Here is a 25869-nt window from a genome sequence, read left to right on the forward strand (position 1 = left end):
GTCAGGCGGTCCTGTCGGCCGGCCCGACGCGTACGACCTCGGCCTCCGTGCCGAGGAACGTGCCGTAGGCGGCGGCCGACGCGTCGACCTCGCGCCACCGGCGGGCCGACAGGTCGGCGAACGGGGAGACCTCCACGCGCACGTGCTCCCGCTTCTGGACGCGCCGCCAGGTGCCGGCGACCTCGCCGTCGACGACGAGCGTCGGCTTGAAGACCATGTTGCGGCCGGGCACGACCTGCACGAAGTGCTCGGGCGGCAGGGTCACCTCGCGCGACTTGTAGCCGAGGAGGAACTCGTCCCACTGGGGCAGCAGGTGCACGCCGCCTGGACCCTCGGGGACCGGGCGCGCGTCCACGTGGGTGAGCCACCTCTGCCCGTCGAGCACCTCGCTCACGATGCGGTCACCGACGAACGCGAGCGCCTCTCGCGTGAGACCGAGCGGCTTGAGCAGCCAGCCGGCGAGGTCCTTCTCGGTGACGGGACCGTGGCTGCGGACGTAGCGCTCGGCCACGGTCGCGAGCCCTTCCTCGCGGGACGGCTTGCGGGAGTGAGGAACCCACGAGTCGATGAGGACGAAGCTCGGCTGCTTGCCGATGACCGGCCCCTGGCAGATGAGTCCGCTCATGCAGTGGTGGCCGATGAGGTGGTAGTTGCGCTGGTCGGTGGGGTCGACGCCGTGCTCGACGAGGAGGGCGGCGACGTCGGGACGGCTCATCGGCTCGCGGAGGTGCTGCTCGAAGAGTCGTCCGGACAGCTCGACATCGGCCTCGGTGATGCCGAGCTGGGCGAAGCGCGTGGCGAGCGTCGTGCTGCGGGGAGCCGCCAGCAGCTCGCACATCCACCGGGCGTCCTCGGCCGGGACCCAGTGGATCGTGCCGCGCATCGGCCACGTGCGCACGACCTCACGGTCGACGACCGCCTGCTCGACCTGCTCGAGCGTCAGGCCCGATCGCACCCCGAGGGACCACACACCGCTGGCGTAGTCCTGGGCCTGCAGGGCGCCGAGCTCCCGGGCGACGTCGAGCGCCGACACCGCACCATCGCTGCCGAGCGGGGGCGTCAGGCCGAGCGCGGCCATCCTCGTCCGACGCAGCCGCCGGCGGTCCGCCTCGCGCATCAGCTGAGGCAGGCCGGACCGAGCAGGGCCTTGAGGTCGCCGAAGAGCGCCGAGGTGGCGTTGACCCGGAGCGAGTCGTCGAGCGACATGAGTACCGAACGCCCGGGCTGGGTCAGCTTGACCTGGACCTCGGTCGCGCCGGGGTGCTCCCCCAGGACGCGCTTGAGGCTCTCGGCCACGGCGGGGGTGGCCCGACCGAGTGGGAGGGTCAGGACGACCGGCCCGCGCGGGCCCTCCTTGATGTCGGGGATCGTCAGCTCCTGGGCGAAGATCGAGATCGAGTCGTCGCGCGCACTGATCCGGCCCTTGACCGCGCAGACGGTGTCCTGGGCGAGCATCGTCGAGTACGTCATGTAGGCCGAGGGGAAGAAGAGGCACTCGATGGCGCCGTCGAGGTCCTCGACGGTGGCGATGGCCCAGAGGTCGCCCTTCTTCGTGCGCTTGAGCTGGAGGCTCGTGATGAGCCCGGCGACGGTGACGGGCGTGCCGTCGGCCTTGGGGTCGTCGCCCATGAGCGAGGCGATCGAGGTGTCGGCATGCGTGGCGAGGATGTGCTCGATGCCGAAGAGCGGGTGGTCGCTGACGTAGAGGCCGAGCATCTCGCGCTCGAAGGAGAGCAGGCTGGCCTTGTCCCACTCGATCGTCGGCACGGGCGGCAGGCCGTCGAAGGCCCCCGGGCCGTCGGGGGCACCGGCGTCGACGTCGTCGCCGAAGCTGCCGAAGAGGCTGTCCTGGCCGATGGCCTCCTGCTTCTTGACCTCGACGAGCGCGTCGATGTAGCGCTCGTGGACCTCGACCATGCCGCGCCGGCTCTCGCCGAGCGAGTCGAACGCGCCACCCTTGATGAGCGACTCGATGGTGCGCTTGTTGCAGACGACGGCCGGCACCTTCGAGAGGAAGTCCTTGAACGAGGCGAAGGACCCCTTCTCCTCGCGGGCCTTGATGATGGCCTGGACGACGGGCAGGCCGACGTTGCGGATCGCGGCGAGACCGAAGCGGATGTCGGTGCCGACGGCCGCGAAGTTGGCGATCGACTCGTTGACGTCGGGCGGCAGCACCTTGATGCCCATGTGCCGGCACTCGTTGAGGTAGAGCGCCGACTTGTCCTTGTCGTCGCGCACGCTCGTCAGCAGGGCCGCCATGTACTCGGCGGGGTAGTTGGCCTTGAGGTAGCCCGTCCAGTACGACACCAGGCCGTATGCCGCCGTGTGCGCCTTGTTGAACGCGTAGTCCGAGAAGGGGACGAGGACGCCCCACAGCGCCGCGATGGAGGCTTCGTTGAAGCCCTGCGACTTCATGCCCTCCGAGAAGGGGACGTACTCGGCGTCGAGGACCTCCTTCTTCTTCTTGCCCATCGCGCGGCGGAGCAGGTCGGCGTTGCCGAGCGTGTAGCCGGCGAGCTTCTGGGCGATCTCCATGACCTGCTCCTGGTAGATGACCAGGCCGTAGGTCATCCCGAGGATCGGGTCGAGGGCGTCGATCATCTCCTGCTGGAGCTTGCCCTTGAGCTGGGGGTCGAGCGGGACGACCTCCTGCTTGCCGTTCTTGCGCAGGGCGAAGTTCGTGTGGGCGTTGACACCCATCGGCCCCGGTCGGTAGAGCGCGAGGGCCGCCGAGATGTCCTCGAAGTTGTCGGGCTGCATGAGACGCAGCAGCGAGCGCATGCCGCCGCCGTCGAGCTGGAAGACGCCGAGGGTGTCGCCGCGACCGAGCAGGTCGTAGGTGGCGCGGTCGTCGAGGGTCTTGGACAGCTCGTCGAGGTCGATGTCCTCGTCGCGGTTGAGCTTGATGTTCTCGATGGCGTCGTCGAGGATCGTCAGGTTGCGCAGGCCGAGGAAGTCCATCTTGACCAGGCCCAGCGACTCGCAGCTGGGGTAGTCGAACTGCGTGATGATCTGGCCGTCCTGCAGGCGGCGCATGATCGGGATGACGTCGACGAGCGGCTCGCTCGACATGATGACGCCGGCCGCGTGCACGCCCCACTGGCGCTTCAGGCCCTCGAGGCCGAGCGCCGTGGCGACGACCTCCTGCGCCTGGGGGTCCTCGTCGTGGACGACGCGGAAGTCGCCGGCCTCGTTGTAGCGCTTGGAGTCGGGCTTGAAGACGTCTGCGAGCGGCATGCCCTTGCCCATGACGTCGGGTGGCATCGCCTTGGTGAGCTTCTCGCCCATCGCGAACGGGTGGCCGAGGACGCGGCTCGCGTCCTTGAGGGCCTGCTTGGCCTTGATCGTGCCGTAGGTGACGATCTGCGCGACGCGCTCCTCGCCGTACTTCTCGGTGACGTAGCGGATGACCTCACCACGCCGGCGCTCGTCGAAGTCGACGTCGAAGTCGGGCATCGACATGCGCTCGGGGTTGAGGAACCGCTCGAAGATGAGGCCGTGCGGGATCGGGTCGAGGTCGGTGATGCCCATGGCGTAGGCGCACATCGAGCCGGCACCCGAGCCTCGGCCGGGACCGACGCGGATGCCGTTGCGCTTGGCCCAGTTGATGAAGTCGGCGACGACGAGGAAGTAGCCCGGGTAGCCCTTGGAGACGATGACGTCCTCCTCGAAGGCCGCCTGCTTGCGGGCGTAGTCGGGCACTCCTTCGGGGAAGCGGCGCGACAGGCCGGTCTCGACCTCCTTGATGAACCACGACGTCTCGTCCTCGCCCTCGGGCACCGGGAAGCGCGGCATGAAGCGCCCCTCCCCCTCGGTGAAGGAGACCTCGCAACGCTCGGCGATGAGCAGGGTGTTGTCGCACGCCTCTGGCAGCTCGCGCCACAGGTGGCGCATCTCCTGCCCGGACTTGAGGTAGAAGTCGTCGGCGTCGAACTTGAACCGGTTGGGGTCCATCAAGGTCGAGCCCGACTGGACGCAGAGCAGTGCGGCGTGGGCCTTGGCGTCCTCGGCGCGGGTGTAGTGCAGGTCGTTGGTGGCCAGGAGCGGCAGCTTGAGGTCGCGCGCGAGCCGGATGAGGTCCTTCTGGGTGCGGCGCTCGATGTCGAGACCGTGGTCCATCAGCTCGACGTAGACGTTCTCGTTGCCGAAGATGTCACGCAGCTCGCCGGCGACCTCGCGCGCCTCGTCGTACATCCCGAACCGCAGCTTGGTCTGGATCTCGCTCGACGGGCAGCCTGTCGTGACGATGAGGCCCTTGCCGTAGGTCGAGAGCAGGTCGCGGTCGATGCGCGGCCACTTGGTGTACACCTGGTCGAGGCTCGCGATGGAGCTCATCCGGAAGAGGTTGTGCATGCCCTGGTTGTTCTCGGCGAGCATCGTCATGTGGGTGTACGCGCCGCTGCCGGAGATGTCGTCGCGACCGCCGTCGCCCCAGCTGACCTTGGTGCGGTCGGTGCGGTGCGTGCCCGGCGTGATGTAGGCCTCGACGCCGATGATCGGCTTGACGCCGGTGCCCTGCGCCTTCTTCCAGAACTCGTAGGCGCCGAAGACGTAGCCGTGGTCGGTCGTCGCGAGGGCCGGCATGCCCATCCGCGCCGCCTCGCTGAAGAGGTCGCCGATACGCGCCGCCCCATCGAGCATGGAGTACTCCGTGTGCACGTGGAGGTGCACGAAGTTCTGGTCGTTGCGCGGGGCGGCTTCGGTCGACATCGTGGACGAGTCTAAGCCTCCGCGAGGACACTCCTCGGCGTGTCGGTGGGGGTGTCGCGCGGTCCGCGCGAACCGATCCGGCGCGAGCGGTGTTGAGGGGGCGTCGGGACGGCACCATGGTGCCGAGGCAGGTCGTCGGTGGGGACGGAGGCAGGGATCGACACGTCCGAGGAGGCAGCGGTACTGGCTCGCGTACGCGCCGGTGACGCATCGGCGTACGCGGTGCTCGTCACGCTGCACGCCCCGATCGCCAAACGGCTCGCGGTGCTCTCCGGCGCTGGGAGCGAGGCCGACGACGTCGTGCAGGAGGCGTTCGTGAAGGCATACCAGGCCCTGCCGCGGTTCCACGAGGGCGCGGGATTCCGTCCGTGGCTGCTGCGGATCGTCGTCAACGAGACGCGCAACCTCCAGCGCGGCCGGTCACGGCGCGCCCTGCGCGAGCTCCGGGTGGCCGCGGAGAGGACGGCGACGGACCCGGTGCCGGACCCGGCCGACGCCGCGGTCTCACGCGACCGGCGAGCCGGGCTCGTCGAGGCGGTGGAGGGCCTGCCCGACGACCTGCGCGAGGTCGTGACGTGCCGCTACCTGCTCGAGCTCTCGGAGGCGGAGACCGCCGGGACGCTCGACATCCCGCCGGGCACGGTCAAGTCCCGCCTCCACCGCGCCCTTCGCTCGCTCCGGGAGGTGATGGCCGATGCCTGACCACCTCGACCTCGAGGCCGAGCTCGTCGCCCTCGGCCGCACGCTCGTGACAGAGCCGCCCAGGCCGGACCTCGTGACGCTCGTGCTCGCTCGCCTGGCCGCCGTGCAGCCGCCCGAGCCGGCGGCCGAGCCGCCGTCCGTGGGACCGCTCCAGGTGGTGGCGACGATCCCCAGCGCCGCACGGCCCACGCGCGTCCTGAGGCGCCGGCTGGGCTGGGCGACGGCCGCCGTCGTCGTGCTCGTGCTCGCTCTCGTCCCGCCGGTCCGTGCCGCGGTCCTCGAGCTGCTCCGCATCGGCGGCATCGTGGTGCGGGAGGTGCCCGCACCGCCCGCGACTCCCACGACGACATCGCCGGCGTCCAGAGCAGCGGGCAGCAGCGCCGGAGGGGCCCCGGCGACGCCCGTGACGCTGAGGCAGGCGGAGCAGGTCATCGGCGCGGACATCGGGACGCCCACGGCGCTCGGCCCACCGACGTCCGTCACGGTCACGCACGACGGTCGCGTCGCCGAGCTGGTGTGGGGGTCGGGCGCCGGCACGACCCGTCTCGACGTCTTCGTCGGGTCGTTGTCGTGGGGCTACCTCAAGACGGTGTGGGAGGCGGTCACGCCGACCCGGGTGGCCGACCACGACGCGGTGTGGATCGGGTCGCCGCACCGCGTCGAGTGGGTGGACCGGACCGGGGACACCCACTCCGAGCCGCCGCGCCTCGCCGGGCCGACTCTCGTCTGGGTCGTCCCGTCCTCGGCGGGTGAGGTGACCTACCGTCTCGAGGGTGCGAACAGCCTCGAGGAAGCGCTGCGCGTGGCCCGGTCGGCCGGCTGAGGGCGAACCTCCGCGTCCGCAGCGGTGTTGAGGTGGCGTCGGCCCCTCGCGGGGGCCCACTCGCCCCAGGAGAACACCATGCGCAGACTCACCCTGCTCGTCGCCGCCGTCGCGGCGGCTCTGCTCGTCGCGTCCGCACCGCCGGCGTCCGCCGGTGGCCCGACCTCCGTGCTCGCCGTCGACTACGACGGGTCACGGGCCGCAGGCGCCCTCACCGGGAGCCCGGCCTACGCGAACCTCGAGAAGGCCCTCGACGCCTACAACGCCCCCACCGGTGACGCGAGGCCCGCCGCGTCGTTCATGGACGCGCGGGTCCGGCTGACGTGGCTGATCCACGACGTCACGCCGTGGCGCGTCGACGCCGTCATCATCGACGGCGACGACGTCTGGGTCGAGACGTCGATGAACCTCGCCGACGGCAAGGACCTCTTCCAGGCGCCCGCCGTGCTGCACCGGCCCAAGGACACCGCGCTGCTCCTCGCGACGCTGACCTCCCTCGGCGTCTACGGCGACACGAGGCCGTCCCCGACCTCGACGTCCTCGCCCACGGCACGGCCGGTGGCTGCCGCTCGCGTGGCAGCCGTGATCCCCGGCACGGGCGCGGCAGCGACGCCCGGTGCGGTGCCCTGGTGGGCGACGACCGCCGCCGCGGTGCTCGCGCTCGGGCTCGGGGTCGCCCTCGGACGGCGGCGGTCCCGGGCAGTCACCGGCAACGTGGCCGCCACGGACCCGCGCCGGCCCGACCCGGAGCGCGCCGCCCCGGTCGGGTTCAGCACGGACACCACGCCGCCACACGGCATACGGAACGGCCCGCCAGGGCCTTCACCCTCACGTCGAGGGTGAAGGTCACAAGGTCGCGATGATGTCCAGCGCGCGCTGGAGGTCCTCCGGGTAGTCACTCTCGAAGTGGACGTACTCTCCCGTGCCTGGGTGCTCGAAGCCGAGACCCTTCGCATGCAGCCACTGTCGCTCGAGCTTGAGGCGAGCTGCGAGCTTCGGGTCGGCGCCGTAGGTCGGGTCCCCACAGCACGGGTGGTGCAGCGCTGCGAAGTGCACGCGGATCTGGTGGGTGCGGCCGGTCTCGAGGTGGATGTCGAGCAGGCTGGCGTAGCGGAACGCCTCGATGACCTCGTAGTGCGTCACCGACGGCTTGCCGCTCTTCATCACGGCGAACTTGTAGTCGTGCCCGGGGTGCCGTCCGATCGGCGCGTCGATGGTCCCGACGACCGGGTCGGGCAGACCCTGGACGAGGGCGTGGTACGTCTTGTCGACCGTCCGGCTGCGGAAGGCCTGCTTGAGCCGGGAGTAGGCGTACTCGCTCTTGGCGACGACCATGAGCCCGGACGTGCCGACGTCGAGTCGGCTGACGACGCCCTGGCGCTCGGGGGCCCCCGAGGTCGAGATCCGGTAGCCCGCCGCGGCCAGCCCCGACACGACGTCCGGCCCGCTCCAGCCGACGCTGGGGTGCGCGGCGACACCCACCGGCTTGTCGACGACGACGATGTCGTCGTCGTCATGGACGATCGACATCCCCGGGACTGGCTGGGCGATGACCTGCAGGCTCGGGCTGTCCTCGGCGCGCGGCAACGAGACCTCGAGCATCGTGCCGGCCGAGAGCCGCTCGGACTTCGCGACCGTCTTGCCGTCGATGACGACGTGGCCGTCGGCGGCGAGGTCGGCGGCCTTGGTGCGCGAGACCCCGAAGAGGCGGGCCACGCCGGCGTCGACGCGTTCGCCCTCGAGGCCATCCGGCACGAGCACGGTGCGCACGTCAGGCATGGTCGCCCCCCTGACGCCGCGCGTCGTGCGTCTCGGGAGCGTCCGGCGTCCCGTCGGTCTGCTGCGTCATGTCGGTCTCGCCGTTCGTGGTCGTCTCGCCGGTGGTCTGGGAAGTGGTCCGGGCAGTGGTCTGGTCGGTCGTGGCGTCGGGAGCGGTGGCGGCCCGGCCGTGGTCGCGCCGGCCGTCGACGCCGATCCCGAGCAGAGCCAGGATGACGACGAGACACGCTGCGGAGACGATCCAGATGTCGGCGACGTTGCCGATGAACCAGCGGTTGTAGTCGATGAAGTCCACGACGTGGCCCTGGCCGCCGCCGGGTGGACGGACGAACCGGTCGGTGAGGTTGCCGATCGCGGCTCCGAGCAGCAGGCCGAGCGCGATGGCCCAGGCCCGCGACCCGAGCTGGCGGGCGACGACGACGATCGCGACGAGCACCGCGAGGGCGATGCCGGTCATGACCCACGTGTTGCCCGCCCCGAGCGACAGGGCCGCGCCGGGGTTGCCGATGAGCTTGAGCCGGATGAAGTCTCCGACGAACGGGCGTGACTCGCCGTCGCCGAGCACGTCGAGGGCGACCATCTTCGTCAGCTGGTCGCTGACGAAGGCGAGAACGGCGACGACGCCGAGGACGACGAACAGTCGCCTGCGCCGGTCTGGCGTCGGGCGGCTCTCGTCGGCGGGCGTCGAACTCACGGTCTCGGTCGAGGTAGTGGTGGACACGCCGTCGACCCCCGCGCGGGGGGTCGACGTGGCGTGCGTGGGCGTCAGTGGCGGTCTTGCTTCTCCTGGCATGTCATGCACAGGGTCGCACGAGGACGTGCCTGAAGTCGAAGCTTGCCGATCGGGTTGCCGCAGTTCTCGCAGATGCCGTAGGTGCCGGCCTCGAGCTGCTCGAGCGCGTGCTCGGCCTGGCGCAGGCTCGCCCGAGCGTTGGCAGCGACGGAGATCTCGTGCTCGCGCTCGGCCGTCTTGGCGCCGGCGTCCGCCTGGTCGTCGCCCGAGCCGTCGCCCGAGGCGCGCAGCAGGTCGTCGAGCTCGTCCTCCGCGAGCTTCAGCTCGACGCGGTGCTGCTCGATCTCCTCGAGCAGCACCCCACGCACCTCGCTGATCTCGTCCTCGCTCCAGGGGCTCTCGTCGTCCTTGACCCGCAGCTGCTCGGCGAGCTTGCGGGCGCTGGTGCGGTTCGTCGTGGTGCCCGCGGCCTTCTTCGTGGTCGAGCGGGGTCCTGCCGTGGAGCTCGTGGTCACTGATGCCTTCTTGGTTCGTGTCGCAGGGGCCTTGGCAGCGGACTTCGCGCTCGCGGCTCCTGCTCGGGTGGACGTCGTGGCGGGCGGCTTCGTCGCCGCCGTGGACCGGGTGGTCCTTCCAGCCGCCGGAGCGGACTTCTTGACGGGCGCGGCCTTCGTCGCGGCCTTCTTCGCCGGCGCGGCCTTCGTCGTGACCCGCTTCTCGGGGGCGGCCTTGGTCGCCGGCTTCTTCACGGGCACAGCCTTGGTCGCCGTCTTCTTCACGGGCACAGCCTTCGTCGCGGCCTTCTTGACCGGCGCAGCCTTCGTCGCGGCCGTCTTCACCGGCGCAGCCTTCGTCGCGGCCTTCTTGACCGGCGCAGCCTTCGTCGCGGCCTTCTTGACCGGCGCAGCCTTCGTCGCGGCCTTCTTGACCGGCACGGCCTTCGTCGCGGCCTTCTTGACCGGCACGGCCTTGGTCGCCGCCTTCTTCGCCGGCGCGGCTTTCGTCGCGGCCTTCTTGGCTGGTGAAGCCGTGGTCGCAGGCTTCGTCGCGGTCTTCGTCGCGGTCCTGCTCGCGGTCGCGGGCTTCGTCGCAGTCTTCGCCGCAGGCGCTGCCTTCCTGGCTGCGCCCGTCGTCCTGCTCGCGGTGGCCCGCTTGGCCGCGGTCGTCGCCGCTGCCGTCTTCTTCGCCGCCATCAGACCCTCCGTCGCTCAAGCCGTCGACGCTGACAAGTGGGGCTGACAATAAGCCCCGCACGGGTCGTGCACAAACGCGAAACGCTTATGCGCGCGAAGTGTTCGCCCTTCGGATACACCTCAGGCCGCCCGGGACGATGCCCGGACGGCCTGCGTGCGTCTGTTCGAGGTGGGACTCAGCCCTGGTTGCCGTCTCCGGCTCCGGCGTGGGCCGGCTCCTGGGCGCTCGAGTCGAGGTCGTGCAGCTGACCCTCGATGTAGGACTTGAGGTTGCTGCGGTAGTTCTTCTCGAAGCCACGCAGCTCGGCGATCTTGCGGTCGAGCAGGCCCTTCTGCTTGTCGAGCTCCTCGAGCAGGGCCGCCTTCTTCTGCTGCGCCTCGGCGACCATGCCGGTGGCCCGCTCGCGAGCCTCGGTGAGCATCTCGTCACGCTTGGACGTCGCCTCGGCGATCATCTGGTCGCGCTGCGAGGTGGCCTCGGAGATCATCTGTTCACGCTGGGCCGCGGCTGCGGCTGCGATCTGCTCGGCCTGCTGGGTGGCCTCGTCGTGACGGCTCTGACCGGTGTTGATGAGGTCGTCGTGGCGAGCCTGGGCCGCGGCGAGCAGCTCGCGGTGGCGGTTCTCGGCCTCGGAGATGAGCTCGTCGCGACGGGTCTCACCGGCGGCCACGTGCTCGTCGTGCAGGCGCTGGGCGAGGGCGATGACACCCGCGGCGTCGACGTTGCCCGTCGCGGCTGCTGCGGCCGGCGCGGCAGCAGCGGCTGCGGCGGGAGCCGGCGCCGGAGCCTTGGCGGCCTCCTCGCGCAGTCGTGCGGCGGTGGCCGCCGCAGCCTCGGCGTCGGCCTGGGCCTTGGCGGCCCGCTCCTCGGCGGCGCGGGCGTTCTCCTGCGCCTTGGTGAGCTTGCCCTCGGCGTCGGCGACCTGGGAGTTGAGGCCGTTGAGCTTGGCCTGGGCGTCGTTGAGCGCCTGCGAGTCGACGGCGGACTTGGCGGCCGCCTCGGCGCGCTCGGCCTCGGCCTTGGCGCGGTCGATGCGCTCCTTGGCCACCCGCTCGGCGTTCTCGGCGTCGGCCTTGGCCTTGGCCGCGCGGTCGGTGGCGGCCTTGAAGGCGCGCTCCGCGTCCTGGATCTTTGCGGTGAGGCCGCCGAGCTTGGCGTCGTCACCGGGCCGGCCCACGGCCGGCATGGCCGCGGTCGCACCGTCGGCACGGACGGCCGACTGGTTCTTGCTCGCGCGGCAGTCGTTGAGCTGCTTCAGGTAGTCGTCACGCTGCTCGATGAGCGAACGCATCTCCGCCACGATCTCGTCCAGGAAGTCGTCAACGTCCCGCTCCTCGTAGCCACGACGGAACTGCGTGGTCTGGAAGTGCTTGTTGAGCACCTGTTCAGGCGTAAGCGCCATGTGTCACCTCGATACAGACGTAATGGTTCGGGTCAACGGTATCTAACGTTCCGGTCACGAACCAAAGCCATGCTCACCGATCGGCGTGTGGACACCCGTGGCCCGTGGTGCGGGGCGGGTGACCGCCGGTCGGTCAGAAGAAGCTCGGCACGTTGAGAGCGAGAGAGGTCAGCAACATCAGGACGAGGAAGCTGAGGTCGAGTCGGACGCCACCGAGGCTCGGTGACGGGATGACCTTGCGCAGGGCGCGCAGGGGCGGGTCGGTCACGGTGTAGACGGCCTCGGCGAGGACCAGGACGACCCCGGTGGGTCGCCAGGACCGGGCCAGCACCTGCACCCAGTCGATGACGAAGCGGCCGATGAGGGCGATGAAGAAGGTGAAGACCACCACCCCGTAGATCGTCCAGAACGCGTCCATGTCGGTCAGTGTCCCTGATGTCGGGGCAAGAGTGTGAACCGGGGCCCAGGTCGATCGTCCTGTGACCCCGGTTCGCGCTCACGGCGGTGGACTGGTGGGCTCAGCTCTGGTTGAAGAAGCCGCGGGTCGAGGCCGCCGGCACCTCGGGCTCGTCGGCGGAGATCTCGACGTGCGCGGGCGAGAGGAGGAACACCTTGGAGGTGACCCGCTCGATCGTGCCGTGCAGTCCGAAGACGAGCCCGGCCGCGAAGTCGACGAGACGCTTGGCGTCGGCGTCGTCCATGTCGCTGAGGTTCATGATGACCGGCACCTGGTCGCGGAACCACTCACCGATGTTCTTGGCCTCGTTGTAGGTGCGAGGGTGGATCGTCGTGATGCGGTTGAGCGAACCGACCTCGACATCGCGCACGACGGCGGCGACGGGCCGCTTCGTGGGCAGCTGCGTCACGGCAGCGGTGTGCTCGGTCTCGTCGTCGTAGCGGTCGGACTCGTCGTAGGCGTCGTAGTCGTCGTAACGATCGTGACGCTGGTCCTCCTCGCTCAGTCCGAGGTACACCATCGTCTTGCGCAGTGCCCCTGCCATGGCCAACTCCCAAAACGTCGGATTGTGATCGTTGACGACGTTACAGAAGTGACGGGCGTGAACCGAGGATTGCCGTGCCGACACGCAGGAGTGTCGCTCCGTGCCGCAGCCCGGCCTCGAGGTCGCCGCTCATGCCGGCGGAGATCCAGTCGGCACCGGGGTGCCGAGCACGTATGCCGTCCGCCACCTCTCGCAGCCGCGTGAACGCCGCGTCGGGGTCGGCGCCCAGCGGGGCGACGGCCATGACGCCGCGCAGGTCCAGGAGCTGTTGTGCCGCAACGGTGTCCGCGAGGGCGTCGACATCGGCGGGCAGGACACCACCGCGCGACGTGTCGCCGTCGAGGCTCACCTGGAGCAGCACCTCGACGGTCCGGTCCGCGGCGTGGGCGCCCTTGGCGAGGGCGGCGACGAGCTTCGTCCGGTCGACCGACTGGACGACGTCGGCGTAGCCCGCGACGTGCGCCGCCTTGTTGCTCTGCAGCCGGCCGATGAAGTGGAGGGTCGGTGCCTCGGCGCCCGCCTCCGAGAGCGCGTGCCGGACCTCGCGGAACTTCTCGGCGGCCTCCTGGTCGCGGTTCTCGCCGAAGTGCCTGACGCCGAGGTCGTGCAGGAGCAGGACGTCGGAGGTCGGGAAGTACTTCGTGACGACGACGAGGGTGACGTCGTCGGGGTCGCGTCCGGCCTCGGCGCAGCCGCGCTCGATGCGCGTGCGCACGGCACCGAGGTTGTCGCGCAGCTCGTCGCGTCGCGCCTCGTCGCCGGCCGACGGGCCGCCGGTCACGCGTGCACCGGACGCAGCGCGACGATGCCGGCGAAACGACCGGTGCGGCCGTCGCGCCGGTAGGAGTAGAGGTCTCCGCTCTCGCGGGTGCAGCCCGGGACCCACTGCACAGCGACGTCTGCCGCAGCGAGCTGTTCGACGACTCCGGCGGCCACGTCGATGGCGGGGGTGCCGGTCCAGGACCGTGCGGCCGAGGCCGCTGAGGTCTCGGCGGTGGTGCGCGCCATCTCTGCCGGGACCTCGTAGCACCGTCCACAGACGGACGGCCCCACGGTCGCCGAGACGGACGTCGCACCGAGGTCGCGCATCGCGGTGACGGCCCGGCCGACGATGCCCGCGAGCATGCCCGGCCGACCGGCGTGCACCGCCCCGGCGACTCCGGCGCGAGCATCGTGCAGCAGCACCGGGACACAGTCGGCGACCAGCACACCGAGCGCGAGATCGGTTGCGCGCGTGACGATTCCGTCGACCGCTGGTGGGTCCCCGACCCACGGCCCGTCGATCTGCACGACGTCGGCCCCGTGGACCTGGTTCATGAGGACGAGACGATCGCGTGGGACGTCGATCTCGTGCGCGACGGCGGTGCGGTTGCCCTCGACGTCGGCGGGGTCGTCGCCGACGTGGCCGCCGAGGTTGAGACCGGCATACGGCCCGCTCCCCCGGCCTGCCGACCGACCCGTGAAGGCGAGGTCGACGGAGCAGGCGTCGCCGTCGCTCGCGGTGGTGGTGCGCCAGTAGAACACGATGACAAACCTATCCCGCGGACCAGAGCGGCCCGCGGCCGACCGCACCGTGGCGGCCCGTGGGACGCCGACGGGCGGGAGACGCTCAACGCGTCTCCCGCCCGTCCGGGTCGATCTCGGCCTCGGGCCGCCCGTGGTCCTACTTGAGGAAGTCGGGCACGTCGAGGTCGTCGCCGTCGTCGAACGTCACCTGGCGCGGCGGCTGCTGCACCGGCTGGGCCGCGGGGGCCGGAGCGTGGTGCTGAGGCTGCTGCGCCGGGGCAGCGGGCTGCTGGGTCGGCAGCTGCTGGGCGGGCTGCTGGTGGTGCACCGGGGCCGGCTGCGCCTGCTGGTGCGCCGCCTGCTGCGGAGCCGCCTGCGGCACGCCGTTGGAGTGCTGCGGCACCGACTGCGGAGCCGGCGTGGCGGGACGCTGCTGGGCCGGCTGCGAGCGACCCATGACCTGCCCGAGGGCGCGGTCGTCGTGTCGCTGGCTGGGGCCGCCACTGTCGAAGCCCGCGGCGATGACCGTGACCCGGACCTCGTCGCCCAGGGCGTCGTCGATGACGGCACCGAAGATGATGTTGGCCTCCGGGTGGGCGGCCTCCTGGACCAGGCGAGCGGCCTCGTTGATCTCGAAGAGACCGAGGTCGGACCCACCCTGCACGGAGAGGAGGACGCCGTGGGCGCCGTCGATGGACGCCTCGAGCAGCGGGCTGCTGATCGCGAGCTCGGCCGCCTGGACGGCCCGGTCCTCGCCGCGTGCGGACCCGATGCCCATGAGGGCCGAGCCCGCGCCCTGCATGACCGACTTGACGTCGGCGAAGTCGAGGTTGATGAGACCGGGCGTCGTGATGAGGTCGGTGATGCCCTGGACACCGGAGAGCAGGACCTGGTCGGCCGAGCGGAAGGCGTCCATCATCGACACGTTGCGGTCGCTGATCGACAGCAGCCGGTCGTTGGGGATGACGATCAGGGTGTCGACCTCCTCGCGGAGGCTGCCGATGCCGGACTCGGCCTGGTTGGCGCGACGACGGCCCTCGAAGGTGAACGGGCGAGTGACGACACCGATCGTCAGGGCACCGAGCTCGCGCGCGATGCGGGCCACGACGGGGGCGCCGCCGGTGCCCGTGCCGCCGCCCTCACCGGCGGTGACGAAGACCATGTCGGCCCCCTTGAGGACCTCCTCGATCTCCTCGGAGTGGTCCTCGGCGGCCTTCTTGCCGACCTCGGGGTCGGCGCCGGCGCCGAGGCCGCGGGTCAGCTCGCGGCCGACGTCGAGCTTGACGTCGGCGTCGCTCATGAGCAGCGCCTGGGCATCGGTGTTGATGGCGATGAACTCGACACCCTTGAGGCCGACCTCGATCATGCGATTGATGGCATTGACGCCGCCGCCGCCGATGCCGACGACCTTGATGACGGCCAAGTAGTTCTGCGGTGCTGCTGCCACGAGAGTGGGCCTTCCTGACTGGTGGTGCCGGTGCTGCGGGTGGTCTGGGGGACGGGCGGTGCATGGTGTGGGTGGTGCGGCTCGTTCCGAGCGTGTAGCCCTCAAACCTTAAACGTAGACATAAAGGTTACAGTTTGGTCACGAACCAGTGCCCTGACGGTATGACGAGGCACAGGGTCGATCAACCCACGCCGCGGCGTGTCGTCACCGGGATTGACCCAATTCCAGGGACCGCGCCCCAAGGGCCACACCAGCACCACCGGACACTTGGGGGTCACGACCGCCGGGGATCACCCTCCCACGGCCTGCCTGCGGGCCCGTGGGCGGGTCCCGTGGCGGACGAGCCGCCCTGCCGTGGGTGTCAGCGTGTGACCGGTGACGACGGGACGCTGACGTCGATCGTCGAACCGGGTTCTCGCAGAAGGATCTTCACGAGATCTGCCTTGCGCTTGCCGTCGGCGGCGCCACCCCAGACAACCGTCTTGCGCTTCTCCCCCTTGGCCTTGACGGTGAAGGAGACCTGGTCCGCCGTCGACACCGACACCCCTGAGACGTCGGCACGCAGCGACGGGTCGAGGGACCCCAGCGCGCCCAGGGCAGCCTCGACCCCGGCCTTGGTGACCTGCGCGGACCCCGAGCTGACGAGCGGGACGCCGTCGGGGGCACTGCCGACGGTGCGGAAGGCGACCCCGTCGCGGTCCACGACGTCCACCTCACCTCGAGGGTTGCGGACGGCGAGCACGGCGACCCTGGGGGTGACCGTGATGACGACGGAGTCGGGCAGACCGCGGCCGACGGTGACGGAGCTCCACGCCTTGCCGGCGAGCAGCCGCTGCGCGACGGCGTCGGTGTCGACGCGCATGAGCGGACCGCCGAGCGGCACCCGGGCGACGGCACGCACCTGCGCGGAGGCGGCCGCGCCCACGCCGTGGACCTCGACGCGAGACGCCGTGAGGGCGCTGCTGAACCACCCCACCCACACGAGCAGTCCGGCGCCCAGCACGAGGGCGGCGAGGATCCCCGCGACGAGGCGAGGACGTCGCCGAGCGGCGGCCGCGCGGCGCTCGAAGCGGGTGCGCGACGAGGCGAGACCGGTGCCCGCGACGCGGCGGCGGGCGTTGCCGTGCTCGAGCATCATGGCGTGCCTCCCCCGAGGATCCGCAGCACCTCCGGGCCGATCATGGTGACGTCGCCCGCACCGACGGTGAGCACGAGGTCCCCGGGACGGGCGAGGTCGGCGACCCGACCGGCCACTTCCGACCACGAGGGCACGTAGTGGACCTCGACCTCGCGCCTGGCCGCCGTCACGGCGTCGGCGACGAGTCGGCCGGACACTCCGGGCACGGGGTCCTCGCGGGCGGCGTAGACGTCCATGAGGACGACGACGTCCGCCGGGGACAGGCCGGCCCCGAGCTCGGCGGCGAAGTCGCGCGTGCGGCTGTAGAGGTGCGGCTGGAAGACGACGACGAGCCGGCCGGTGTCGCCGACGAGGTCCTTGGCGGTCTCGACGACCGCTGCGACCTTGCCCGCGTTGTGGGCGTAGTCGTCGACGACGACGACTCCGCCGGCCTCGCCCTTCGGCTCGAAACGACGGCGGGTCCCCGTGAAGGACGCCAGCCCGGCCAGGACCTGGTCGGGCGCCTGCCCGAGCCCGTGGACGGCGGCGGCGTACGCGGCCGCGGCGTTGAGCGCGTTGTGGCGGCCCGGCACGCCGAGCGTCATGCGTCGCTCGACGCCCTCGTCGAGCAGCGTGACCGAGGACGTGACGCCGTCCTGGTGGTGATGGTCCAGGACGACGTCGGACGCCGGCTCGAAGCCGTAGGTCAGCACGCGCGTGCCCGCGGCCCGGGCTCGCTCGGCCAGCGCCACGGCACCGGCGTCGTCGGCGCACGTGACGAGCAGGCCCCCGGGGCGGATCGTGCCGACGAACGCGTCGTAGGCCGCCTGGACAACCTTGAAGTTCGAGTAGAAGTCGAGGTGGTCGGGCTGGACGTTGGTGACGATCGCGACCTCGGGACGGTAGACGACGAACGAGCCGTCGCTCTCGTCGGCCTCGACGACGAAGATGTCGTCGGAGCCGTCGTGCGCGTTGGTGCCGTGCTTCGCGAGCTCGCCGCCGACGGCGAACGACGGGTCGAGACCGCAGCCCTGCAGGGCCACGGTGAGCATCGAGGTCGTCGTCGTCTTGCCGTTGGCACCGGCCACGGCGACCGGCCGGCGTCCGTGCATGAGCGCGGCAAGTCCCTGCGCGCGGTGCAGCACGCGCACGCCACGCTGGCGCGCGGCGACGAGCTCGACGTTGTCGTCGCGGATCGAGGAGCTCATGACGATGGCGTCGGCACGCTCCTGGTGCGCCTCGTGGAAGCCGACCCACACGCCGGCGCCCTCGCTCTCGAGGGCCTTGAGGACCGGCACGTCCTTGGCGTCGCTGCCCGTGACGCGGATGCCACGCGCGAGCATGATGCGGGCGACGCCCGACATGCCGGCGCCGCCGATGGCGAGGAAGTGCACACGACCGAGCTCGTCGGCGCCGGGCACGACGGCCCGGAAGTCGAAGCGCGCCGCCGCGAACGGGTCGTCGACGGTGGGGGTGCGCGGGTTCTGGGTCACGTGCGGTTCCTGCCTTCGGCGGCCCGGTCGACCAGGTCGGCGAGCTTCTCGTCGGCGGCGGGTTCGCCCAGGGCCCGGGCGGCCGCAGCCATCCGTGAGATCCTCTCGCGGTCGGTCGCGAGCCCGAGCAGCACGGCGTCGACCCACTCGGGGGTGAGGTCGGCGTCGTCGACGAGCAGGCCACCACCGGCGGACACGACGTCGGCGGCGTTGACGCGCTGCTCGCCGTTGCCGACGGGCAGCGGGACGTAGACGGCCGGCAGGCCGACGGCCGTCAGCTCGCACACCGTGTTGGCACCCGAGCGTGCGACGACGAGGTCGGCGGCGGCATACGCCAGCTCCATCCGGTCGGCGTACGGCACGACGACGTACGGGGCCCCCTCGGCCGGCGGTTCGGGGACGAACTCCTTGCCCAGCCCGGTCACGTGCAGCACCTGCACTCCCCCGCGGCTCAGCTCGGCCACGCGCGCCCGGAAGGCGTCGTTGAGGCGCTGGGCGCCGAGCGACCCGCCGGTGACGAGGACGGTGGGCCACTGTGGCTGGAGCCCGAAGTGCTCGAGGGCCTCGGCACGCACGGCTTCGCGGTCGAGCGTGGCGACCTCACGGCGCAGCGGCATGCCGATCCGCTGGGCGTGCGGAAGGGACGTGACCGAGAAGGTCGTCGCCACGGCACTCGCCCAGCGGGCGCCGAGACGATTGGCCAGGCCCGCACGGGCGTTCTGCTCATGGACGACGATGGGGACGTGACGGCGCCGCGCGGCGAGGTAGGCCGGGGTGCTGACGTAGCCCCCGAAGCCGACGACGACCTCGGCACCGGTCTCGTCGATGGCCGCGCCGGCGGCGTCGACGGCCGCCTTGAGACGGCCCGGGAGCCGGAGCAGGTCGGCGCTCGGGCGACGCGGCAACGGCACCTTGGGCACCACCCTCAGGTCGTAGCCCCGGGCCGGCACGAGGCGCGCCTCGAGACCCTCCTGCGTGCCGAGCGCCGTCACCCGCAGGTCGGGGTGGCGCCGACGGAGGGCGTCCGCGAGGGCGAGCAGCGGCGACACGTGGCCGGCACTGCCTCCCCCGGCGAGCAGGACGGAGGTGGGCGAGGACAGGGGGATCACCGGCTTCTGCGACGTTGCGGGACGGACCGGACGCGGGACGGGAGCACCGCGAGCGACCGACGGACGAGACTCGGGCGCGCGTCGAGCAGGGCCTTGCAGCCCGGTTCGTGGCGCGCGAAGGACAGCAGGATGCCGAGGGCCAGGAGGGTCGTCACGAGTGAGGACCCTCCGGCCGAGACGAGCGGCAGCGGGACACCGATGACCGGGAAGAGCCCGATGACGGCGCCGATGTTGATGATCGCCTGGCCGAGGAGCCACGCCATGATGCCGAAGCCGGCGATGCGCACGAAGCGGTCCTGTGTGCGGCTGACGAGCCGGAAGCAGGCCCAGGCGAGGATGCCGAAGAGGAGCAGCACCATGAGGGTGCCCGGCAGCCCGAGCTCCTCGCCGATGATCGCGAAGATGAAGTCGTTGTGCGCCTCGGACAGCCACTCCCACTTCTCCTTGGAGGCCCCGAGGCCGACGCCCCACCACCCACCGTCGGCGAGGGCGTAGAGCCCGTGGACCGACTGGCCGCACCAGCCGTCGGGGTCGGCGTTGCAGGCCGGGCTCAGCCAGTTCGCGATGCGGCTCGTGCGGTTGTTGCTGCCGGTCACCATGAGGGCGACCCCGAGGACGGCGAAGCCTCCCGCGATGGCGAACACGCGCTTCGGGGCACCTGCGACCAGCAGGACCGCGGCGACGATGACGAGCACGACCATCGCCGTGCCGAGGTCGTGCCCGGCGAGGATCAGGCCGATGACGACGGTGGCGATGGGCACGAGGTAGGGCAGCACGACGTGGAGCATGCTCGCCATCCGCGACGACTTGTTGGCGAAGATGACGGCACCGACGAGCACGAGGCCCACCTTGGCGAACTCGGCGGGCTGGAACTGGATCGGCCCGACGGCGAGCCAGTTGCGGTTGCCGTTGACGCTCCGGCCGAACGGGATGACGGCTGCGAGCAGCAGCACGGACACGATGATCGTCGGGAAGGCGAGGCGCTTCCACGTGCCCACGGCGACGCGGCTCGCGACACCCGCCGCGACGGCGCCGATGACGGCGAAGAGCAGCTGGCGCAGGAACACGGTGTACGAGGCCTCGTCGGCGAGCAGCTGCTCGACGCTGGAGGCCGAGAAGACCATGATCAGGCCGAAGACGACGAGCGTCGAGGTGGCGCCGAGGATGAGGTAGTACGTCGTCAGCGGCGACTCGAGCTTGCCGATGACGGGCAGCGACCGGTGCGTGGTCGCGGTGTCAGCCGCGCCCGCGGTCCCCGCGGCCGTCTTGTCGCCGGCGGTGGTCGGGCTCACTCCAGCCCCCCGTGTGCCTCGAGGTGCCGCCGGACCGCCTCCTCGAAGGCGTCGCCGCGGGCTCCGTAGTTGGTGAACATGTCCATCGACGCGGCGGCGGGGGCGAGCAGCACGACGTCGCCCGGCTGGGCGAGTCGGGCAGCCTCCCTGACGACACGGTCCATGACTCCAGTGTCGGTGTCGGACACGTCGACGACCGGGACATCCGGCGCGTGTCGGGAAAGGGCCTGGGCGATCTGGTCGCGGTCGGCGCCGATGAGCACGACACCCCGCAGGCGCGACGCCATCTCCTCGACGAGGCTGTCGACGTCGGCTCCCTTGAGCAGGCCTCCCGCGACCCACACGACGGAGTCGAACGACCGGATGGCCGCAGCGGCCGCGTGCGGGTTGGTGGCCTTGGAGTCGTTGACGAAGCGCACGCCCTGGACCGTCGCGAGCTCGGCGATCCGGTGCCGGTCGGGCCGGAAGGCCCGGAGGCCGTCACGCACGGCGATGGGACCCACGCCGTAGGCACGGGCCAGCGCGGCGGCCGCGAGGGCGTTGGCGACGTAGTGCGGCGCCACCGACGGAGCGTCACCCCGTAGGTCGGCGATGGTGCACAGCTCGGCGGCCGAACGCTGGCGCTGCTCGACGAAGGCGCGGTCGGCGAGGACGTCCTCGACGACGCCGACCATCGAGGGCGCCGGGATGCCTGTCGTGAACCCGATCGCACGGCACCCCTCGACGACGTTGGCCTCCATGACGAGCTGCTCGGTCTGGATGTCCGCGACATTGTAGATGCACGCCAGGTGGGTGTTCTCGTAGATCTTGCCCTTGGCCCGGAGGTACTCGGCGTAGCTGCCGTGCCAGTCGATGTGGTCGGGAGCGACGTTGAGCACGGCGGACGCGACGGCCGAGACCGAGCGCTGCCAGTGCAGCTGGAAGCTCGAGAGCTCGACGGCCAGCACGTCGTAGGGCTCGGGGTGGAGCACCGCCTCCAGCAGGGGCGTCCCGACGTTGCCGGCCGACGTGGCGCGCAGGCCCGCGGCCCGCAGGATCGAGGCGAGCATGTTGACGGTCGTCGTCTTGCCGTTGGTGCCCGTGACCGTGAGCCACGGGGCGGCGCCCTCCCGGGCGCGCATGCGCCAGGCGAGCTCGACCTCTCCCCACACGGGTATGCCGGCCGTGGCCGCCGCGAGCATGAGCGGGTCGTGCGGGGGGACGCCGGGCGACGTGACGACGAGCTCGGTGCCCGGCGGCGGCTCGACGACGTGCTCGGGGCCGAGGCGGACGTCGACGTCGAGGATCTCGAGGATCGTCGCGCGCTCGCGGATCGCCTCGGTCTCGTCGCGCGAGACGGCCGTGACGCGGGCGCCGCGGTCGGCGAGCGCGTCGGCGGCGGCGAAGCCGGACACGCCGAGCCCGACGACGAGGACGTTGATCCCCGACCAGTCCGCGTCACGGTGGGTCAGTCCCTCGCGGGGCTCGTAGAGCGGGTCGAAGCTCACTGGGACCCCACCACCCACTCGGCGTAGAAGACGCCGAGGCCGAAGGCGACGAAGAGTCCGGCGATGATCCAGAAGCGGACCACGACCGTCACCTCGTTCCAGCCGACCATCTCGAAGTGGTGGTGCAGCGGCGCCATCCTCAGCACCCGTTTACCGGTGGTCTTGAACGATGCGACCTGGGCGACCACCGACAGCGTCTCGAGGACGAACATGCCGCCGAGGATGATGAGGAGCAGCTCCGTGTGGGTCGTGATGGCGAGGCCGGCGAGCGCGCCGCCGAGGGCGAGCGAGCCGGTGTCACCCATGAAGATCTTTGCGGGGGTCGCGTTCCACCAGAGGAAGCCGAAGCACGCGCCCATGCCCGCAGCAGCCACGAGGGCGAGGTCGTGCGAGTCGCGCACCTCGTAGCACTTGATGCCCGGGTTGGTCTGGCAGTTCTGGTTGAAGGTCCAGATGCTGATGAGGACGTAGGCGCCGAAGACCATCGTCGAGACGCCCGTCGCGAGACCGTCGAGACCGTCGGTGAGGTTCACGCCGTTGGACGCGCCCGCGATCATGACGTTGGCGAACACGACGAAGAGGATGACCCCGACGACGGTGCTGCCACCGAGCGCGAGGCTGATGTTCGTGTCGCGCACGAACGACACGAGCAGCGAGGCGGGATTGCGGTACTGCTCGTTGGGGAACTGGAGCGCCAGTCCGGCGAAGGTGATGCCGACGAGGGCCTGCCCGAGGAGCTTCTGCTTCGAGCGGAGGCCGAGGCTGCGCTGCTTGCTGATCTTGATGAAGTCGTCGAGGAAGCCGACGAAGCCGAGACCTGCGGCGAGGAAGAGCACGAGCAACCCACTGGCCGTCGGCGGGTTGAGGGTCAGCAGGTGCGCGAGGAAGTAGGCGCCGAGCATCGCCGCGAGGATGACCGCTCCGCCCATCGTCGGCGTGCCGCGCTTCGTGTGGTGCGACGTGGGCCCGTCGTCGCGGATGAACTGGCCGTAGCCGCGCTTGACGAGGTACTTGATGAACAGCGGGGTGCCGAACAACGAGATGAGCAGCGAGATCGATGCTGCGAGAAGGACACCCTTCACCGCGAGACCGCCTCTCCGGAGGTCGTGGGGACGGGTGTGGTGGTGCTCGCGCCACCCTCGGAGGCGAGACGGTCGCCGAGCCAACGCAGTCCGCTGTCGCGGCTGGACTTGAGCAGGACGACGTCGCCGGCGCGGACGCGCGTGGCGAGCAGGTCGTGGGCAGCGTCGGTGTCGGGCACCCACTCCGAACCGGGGACGGCCGCGGCGAGCGGACGGGCGCCCTCGCCGACGGCCAGGACGTGCTCGAAACCGCGGGACGCGGCATACGCCCCGACTGCTGCGTGCTCGGCGTCGCTGTCGGGCCCGAGCTCGAGCATGCCCCCGAGGACGGCCCAGCGCTCCCCCGTCACGTGCATGGCGGCGACGGCGTCGAGGGCGGCACGCATGGAGTCAGGGTTCGCGTTGTAGGCGTCGTTGACGACGACCACGCCGTCGGGCCGGTCGGTGATCTCCATCCGCCAGCGGCTCACGGCCTCGGCAGCGCCGAGCCCGGCCACGACCTGGTCGAGCGACAGCCCGAGCTCGAGCGCCGCCGCCGCGACGGCGAGGGAGTTGCCGACGTGGTGGGCACCGCTCTGGCGCAGGGAGACCCGGGCCGAGCCCTGCGGGCTCACGAGGTTGTATGCCGCCCTCCCCCGCTCGTCGAGGGTGACCTCCTCGGCACGCACGTCCGCCTCGGGCGCGAGCCCGACGAGCTGGACCCGGGACGCGACGCCGGAGGCCATGGCGGCCACGACGGGGTCGTCGGCGTTGAGGATCGACAGCCCCTCGGCAGGGACCGCCAGGGGCAGCTCCGCCTTGGCGCGGGCGATGTTCTCGCGCGATCCGAACTCGCCGATGTGGGCGGTGCCGACGTTGAGGACGATCGCGACCTGCGGCGGTGCGATGCGCGTGAGGTAGGCGATGTGGCCGATGCCCCGGGCGCCCATCTCGGCGACGAGGAAGCGCGTCGTCGGCGTGACACGGCACACCGTGAGCGGCACGCCGATCTCGCCGTTGAGCGAGTTGACGGGTGCGACCGTCTCGGCAACCGACGACAGCACGGACGCGAGGAGGTCCTTGACGCTGGTCTTGCCGGACGAGCCGGTGATGCCCACGACCCGCAGCTCGGGAGCGCGGTCGACGACCCCGCGGGCGATCCGGCCGAAGGCAGTCTGGACGTCGTCGTCGACGACGACGCACGGCACGCCGTCGACCGGACGCGCGGTGAGGGCTGCGGCCGCTCCCGCCGAGACGGCGGCAGCGACGAAGTCGTGCCCGTCTGCGGTCTCGCCGACCCGCGCGACGTAGAGGCTGCCCGGCCCGCACTCGCGGGAGTCGGTGGTCACCGGACCGTCGACGACGACGGCCTCAGGCGTGTCGGTGCCATGGACGGCACCTCCGGTGAGGTCGCGGATCTCGCTGAGGGACAAGGCGATCACGACGTCACCCCCGACGAGCTGACGGCTGCGAGGGCGGCGCGCACGGCGTCGCGGTCGTCGAACGGGTGCTTCACTCCGTGGATCTCCTGACCCTTCTCGTGTCCCTTGCCGAGCACCACGACGGTGTCGACAGGGCGGTCCTGCCCCGTGCCGACCACCGCGAGGGCGATGGCCTCGGCGATCGCGCTCGAGCGCGTGCCGCCGTCGATGATCTCGGACGCCCGTGCCGACCCGGCACCGACCTCCTCGCGAGCCCCGGCGATGACGGCCGAACGGATCTCGGCCGGGTCCTCGGAGCGGGGGTTGTCGTCGGTGACGACGACGACGTCGGCGCGGCGCGCAGCGGCGGCCCCCATGGCCGGTCGCTTGCCCCGGTCTCGGTCTCCCCCGGCACCGAGGACGGCGATGAGGCGACCGCCGGTCGAGGCACGGAGGGCTGCGAGGGCGGCATCGACGGCGTCGGGCGTGTGCGCGAAGTCGACGACGCAGCGCGGACCCTCGGGCCCACCGGGCGCGACGACCTCCATACGGCCCGGCACGTCCGGGGCCACGGACATGGCGGCCTCTACCTCGCTCGGCTCGAGGCCGATGCACAGGAGCGCGAGGGCGGCCAGCGCGGTGTTGGCGACGTTGAAGTGACCGGGCAGGTGCGAGACGAGGCTCAGGGCGCGGCCCGTGGACCGCTCCCGCAGGGTGAACGCGCCGTCGTCGCCCTCCTCGACGCCCCAGTCGGCGTCACGGGCGCCCTCGGTCGTCGTGGCGAGGGTCGTCGTCGGCACGGTGGCCTCGGACGCGAGGCGCCGACCCCAGGCGTCGTCGACGCAGACGACCGCGGCGCGAGAGCGCTGCGGCGTGAAGAGGGAGGCCTTGGCCCCGAAGTAGTCGTCCATCGAGGGGTGGAAGTCGAGGTGGTCCTGGGAGAGGTTCGTGAAGAGCGCGACGTCGTAGACGACGCCGTCGACCCGGTGCAGCTCGAGGGCGTGGCTCGAAACCTCCATGATGCAGGCGTCGATGCCCCGCTCCCGCATGAGCCCGAGGAGGGCGTGCAGGTCGGTCGCCTCGGGCGTCGTGCGCACCGACTCGACGCGCTCGTCACCGATGCGCGTCTCGACGGTGCCGATGAGCCCCGTCCGCTGACCGTGCGCCCGCAGCGCCGACTCGACGAGGTAGGCCGTCGTGGTCTTGCCGTTGGTGCCGGTGACCCCGAGCATCGTCAGCGAGTCGGAGGGCCGGCCGTAGACCTGCGCCGCGACCTCGCCGAGCACGCTCCGGGGGTCCTGCGTCACGACGACGGGCACCGTGAGGTCGGCCAGCTCGGCGAGGCCGGCCGTGTCGGTGAGAACCGCGACGGCTCCGTCGGCCACGGCGTCGGCGACGAAGCGCGCGCCGTGCACGTTGAAGCCCGGGAGGGCCGCGTACAGGTCGCCCGGGCGCACGGCTCGACTGTCGAGCGTGACCCCTGTCACGACGGCGTCGACGCCGGCTCCAGAGGCCACCTCGGCCCGGATCCGGGTCGTCAGGTCGCGGAGGCGCACACCCGACGTGGCGGGTCGAAGGGGGGAAGGTGACAC

23 protein-coding genes are annotated in these 25869 nt (G+C 71.4%); 4 read left to right on the forward strand and 19 right to left on the reverse strand.

From position 1 onward, the window contains the following. Nucleotide 1 precedes the first annotated feature (1 nt). Together AB4Z14_RS12250 and dnaE are read right to left on the reverse strand one after the other, a co-directional pair. The gene (locus AB4Z14_RS12250; RefSeq protein WP_442275419.1) at nucleotides 2-1117 is read right to left on the reverse strand and encodes a winged helix DNA-binding domain-containing protein; all 1116 of its coding nucleotides are present in this window, start codon (nucleotides 1115-1117) and stop codon (nucleotides 2-4) included. Beyond that, nucleotides 1117-4710: a DNA polymerase III subunit alpha gene (gene dnaE, locus AB4Z14_RS12255; protein WP_442275420.1), complete on the reverse strand. Its 3594-nt coding sequence runs from the start codon at nucleotides 4708-4710 to the stop codon at nucleotides 1117-1119. Before dnaE ends, AB4Z14_RS12250 begins: the two co-directional genes overlap by 1 nt. Before the next feature lie 138 nt (nucleotides 4711-4848). Here dnaE and AB4Z14_RS12260 point away from each other — a divergent pair, with 138 nt between their 5' ends. From AB4Z14_RS12260 to AB4Z14_RS12270, 3 genes are all read left to right on the forward strand, one after another. Then, complete coding sequence (locus AB4Z14_RS12260) at nucleotides 4849-5412, forward strand: RNA polymerase sigma factor (RefSeq protein ID WP_442275421.1); 564 nt, start codon at nucleotides 4849-4851, stop codon at nucleotides 5410-5412. Further along, entirely contained in the window at nucleotides 5405-6235 is an 831-nt protein-coding gene (locus AB4Z14_RS12265) for a hypothetical protein (RefSeq protein ID WP_442275422.1), read from the forward strand. Before AB4Z14_RS12260 ends, AB4Z14_RS12265 begins: the two co-directional genes overlap by 8 nt. Before the next feature lie 78 nt (nucleotides 6236-6313). Further along, complete coding sequence (locus AB4Z14_RS12270; protein WP_442275423.1) at nucleotides 6314-7078, forward strand: hypothetical protein; 765 nt, start codon at nucleotides 6314-6316, stop codon at nucleotides 7076-7078. A 3-nt stretch (nucleotides 7079-7081) separates the two neighbouring features. On the opposite strand, the gene AB4Z14_RS12275 is transcribed toward AB4Z14_RS12270, so the two are convergent. The 3 genes from AB4Z14_RS12275 to AB4Z14_RS12285 all read right to left on the reverse strand — a co-directional run bounded on the left by AB4Z14_RS12275 (nucleotide 7082) and on the right by AB4Z14_RS12285 (nucleotide 9262). Further along, the gene (locus tag AB4Z14_RS12275; protein WP_442275424.1) at nucleotides 7082-8014 is read right to left on the reverse strand and encodes an RluA family pseudouridine synthase; all 933 of its coding nucleotides are present in this window, start codon (nucleotides 8012-8014) and stop codon (nucleotides 7082-7084) included. After that, entirely contained in the window at nucleotides 8007-8708 is a 702-nt protein-coding gene (lspA, locus tag AB4Z14_RS12280; RefSeq protein WP_442275425.1) for a signal peptidase II, read from the reverse strand. Before lspA ends, AB4Z14_RS12275 begins: the two co-directional genes overlap by 8 nt. Nucleotides 8709-8779: 71 nt before the next feature. Then, nucleotides 8780-9262 (reverse strand): TraR/DksA family transcriptional regulator, encoded by a 483-nt coding sequence (locus AB4Z14_RS12285; protein WP_056776261.1) that lies wholly within the window; start codon nucleotides 9260-9262, stop codon nucleotides 8780-8782. 31 nt (nucleotides 9263-9293) lie between these two features. Between AB4Z14_RS12285 and AB4Z14_RS12290 the strand changes: the two genes are divergently transcribed. Then, on the forward strand, nucleotides 9294-9986 hold the full coding sequence (locus AB4Z14_RS12290; RefSeq protein WP_442275426.1) for a hypothetical protein: 693 nt from the start codon (nucleotides 9294-9296) through the stop codon (nucleotides 9984-9986). Nucleotides 9987-10116: 130 nt separating this feature from the next. Here AB4Z14_RS12290 and AB4Z14_RS12295 read toward each other — a convergent pair whose 3' ends face one another. The 14 genes from AB4Z14_RS12295 to AB4Z14_RS12360 form a co-directional block, all read right to left on the reverse strand. Continuing rightward, a complete protein-coding gene (locus AB4Z14_RS12295) occupies nucleotides 10117-11343 on the reverse strand; it encodes a DivIVA domain-containing protein (RefSeq protein WP_442275427.1) in 1227 nt (408 codons plus the stop codon). A 133-nt stretch (nucleotides 11344-11476) separates the two neighbouring features. Further along, the gene (locus tag AB4Z14_RS12300) at nucleotides 11477-11761 is read right to left on the reverse strand and encodes a YggT family protein (protein ID WP_020144665.1); all 285 of its coding nucleotides are present in this window, start codon (nucleotides 11759-11761) and stop codon (nucleotides 11477-11479) included. A 100-nt stretch (nucleotides 11762-11861) separates the two neighbouring features. Next, nucleotides 11862-12344, reverse strand: a complete 483-nt coding sequence (locus AB4Z14_RS12305) for a cell division protein SepF (protein WP_442275428.1) — start codon at nucleotides 12342-12344, stop codon at nucleotides 11862-11864. Between the two features lie 40 nt (nucleotides 12345-12384). Beyond that, entirely contained in the window at nucleotides 12385-13125 is a 741-nt protein-coding gene (locus AB4Z14_RS12310; protein WP_442275429.1) for a YggS family pyridoxal phosphate-dependent enzyme, read from the reverse strand. Beyond that, a complete protein-coding gene (locus AB4Z14_RS12315; protein ID WP_442275430.1) occupies nucleotides 13122-13868 on the reverse strand; it encodes a polyphenol oxidase family protein in 747 nt (248 codons plus the stop codon). Before AB4Z14_RS12315 ends, AB4Z14_RS12310 begins: the two co-directional genes overlap by 4 nt. A 139-nt stretch (nucleotides 13869-14007) precedes the next feature. After that, entirely contained in the window at nucleotides 14008-15297 is a 1290-nt protein-coding gene (gene ftsZ, locus AB4Z14_RS12320) for a cell division protein FtsZ (protein ID WP_442275431.1), read from the reverse strand. A 361-nt stretch (nucleotides 15298-15658) separates the two neighbouring features. Beyond that, entirely contained in the window at nucleotides 15659-16435 is a 777-nt protein-coding gene (locus AB4Z14_RS12325) for a cell division protein FtsQ/DivIB (protein ID WP_442275432.1), read from the reverse strand. After that, entirely contained in the window at nucleotides 16432-17907 is a 1476-nt protein-coding gene (gene murC / locus AB4Z14_RS12330) for a UDP-N-acetylmuramate--L-alanine ligase (protein ID WP_442275433.1), read from the reverse strand. Before murC ends, AB4Z14_RS12325 begins: the two co-directional genes overlap by 4 nt. Continuing rightward, nucleotides 17904-19016: an undecaprenyldiphospho-muramoylpentapeptide beta-N-acetylglucosaminyltransferase gene (gene murG, locus AB4Z14_RS12335; protein WP_442275434.1), complete on the reverse strand. Its 1113-nt coding sequence runs from the start codon at nucleotides 19014-19016 to the stop codon at nucleotides 17904-17906. Before murG ends, murC begins: the two co-directional genes overlap by 4 nt. Then, the gene (gene ftsW / locus AB4Z14_RS12340) at nucleotides 19013-20308 is read right to left on the reverse strand and encodes a putative lipid II flippase FtsW (RefSeq protein WP_442275435.1); all 1296 of its coding nucleotides are present in this window, start codon (nucleotides 20306-20308) and stop codon (nucleotides 19013-19015) included. Before ftsW ends, murG begins: the two co-directional genes overlap by 4 nt. Next, nucleotides 20305-21795 (reverse strand): UDP-N-acetylmuramoyl-L-alanine--D-glutamate ligase, encoded by a 1491-nt coding sequence (gene murD, locus AB4Z14_RS12345; protein WP_442275436.1) that lies wholly within the window; start codon nucleotides 21793-21795, stop codon nucleotides 20305-20307. Before murD ends, ftsW begins: the two co-directional genes overlap by 4 nt. Further along, nucleotides 21792-22877 (reverse strand): phospho-N-acetylmuramoyl-pentapeptide-transferase, encoded by a 1086-nt coding sequence (gene mraY / locus AB4Z14_RS12350; RefSeq protein ID WP_056776242.1) that lies wholly within the window; start codon nucleotides 22875-22877, stop codon nucleotides 21792-21794. The genes murD and mraY overlap by 4 nt, the downstream gene beginning before the upstream one ends. Continuing rightward, nucleotides 22874-24298: a UDP-N-acetylmuramoyl-tripeptide--D-alanyl-D-alanine ligase gene (locus AB4Z14_RS12355; protein ID WP_442275437.1), complete on the reverse strand. Its 1425-nt coding sequence runs from the start codon at nucleotides 24296-24298 to the stop codon at nucleotides 22874-22876. The genes mraY and AB4Z14_RS12355 overlap by 4 nt, the downstream gene beginning before the upstream one ends. Beyond that, a complete protein-coding gene (locus AB4Z14_RS12360) occupies nucleotides 24295-25869 on the reverse strand; it encodes a UDP-N-acetylmuramoyl-L-alanyl-D-glutamate--2,6-diaminopimelate ligase (protein ID WP_442275438.1) in 1575 nt (524 codons plus the stop codon). The genes AB4Z14_RS12355 and AB4Z14_RS12360 overlap by 4 nt, the downstream gene beginning before the upstream one ends.

This window comes from Terrabacter sp. 2TAF16, assembly GCF_052115065.1.
In the GTDB taxonomy this organism is placed as follows: Bacteria; Actinomycetota; Actinomycetes; order Actinomycetales; family Dermatophilaceae; genus Terrabacter.

Bases quoted from the DNA above. Each gene is read 5' to 3' on its own strand.
- AB4Z14_RS12305 (WP_442275428.1), bottom strand. From the start codon at position 12,344: ATGGCAGGGGCACTGCGCAAGACGATGGTGTACCTCGGACTGAGCGAG.
- AB4Z14_RS12325 (WP_442275432.1), bottom strand. From the start codon at position 16,435: ATGATGCTCGAGCACGGCAACGCCCGCCGCCGCGTCGCGGGCACCGGT.
- dnaE (WP_442275420.1), bottom strand. From the start codon at position 4,710: ATGTCGACCGAAGCCGCCCCGCGCAACGACCAGAACTTCGTGCACCTC.
- AB4Z14_RS12295 (WP_442275427.1), bottom strand. From the start codon at position 11,343: ATGGCGCTTACGCCTGAACAGGTGCTCAACAAGCACTTCCAGACCACG.
- AB4Z14_RS12250 (WP_442275419.1), bottom strand. From the start codon at position 1,117: ATGCGCGAGGCGGACCGCCGGCGGCTGCGTCGGACGAGGATGGCCGCG.
- AB4Z14_RS12265 (WP_442275422.1), top strand. From the start codon at position 5,405: ATGCCTGACCACCTCGACCTCGAGGCCGAGCTCGTCGCCCTCGGCCGC.
- AB4Z14_RS12270 (WP_442275423.1), top strand. From the start codon at position 6,314: ATGCGCAGACTCACCCTGCTCGTCGCCGCCGTCGCGGCGGCTCTGCTC.
- AB4Z14_RS12300 (WP_020144665.1), bottom strand. From the start codon at position 11,761: ATGGACGCGTTCTGGACGATCTACGGGGTGGTGGTCTTCACCTTCTTC.
- AB4Z14_RS12275 (WP_442275424.1), bottom strand. From the start codon at position 8,014: ATGCCTGACGTGCGCACCGTGCTCGTGCCGGATGGCCTCGAGGGCGAA.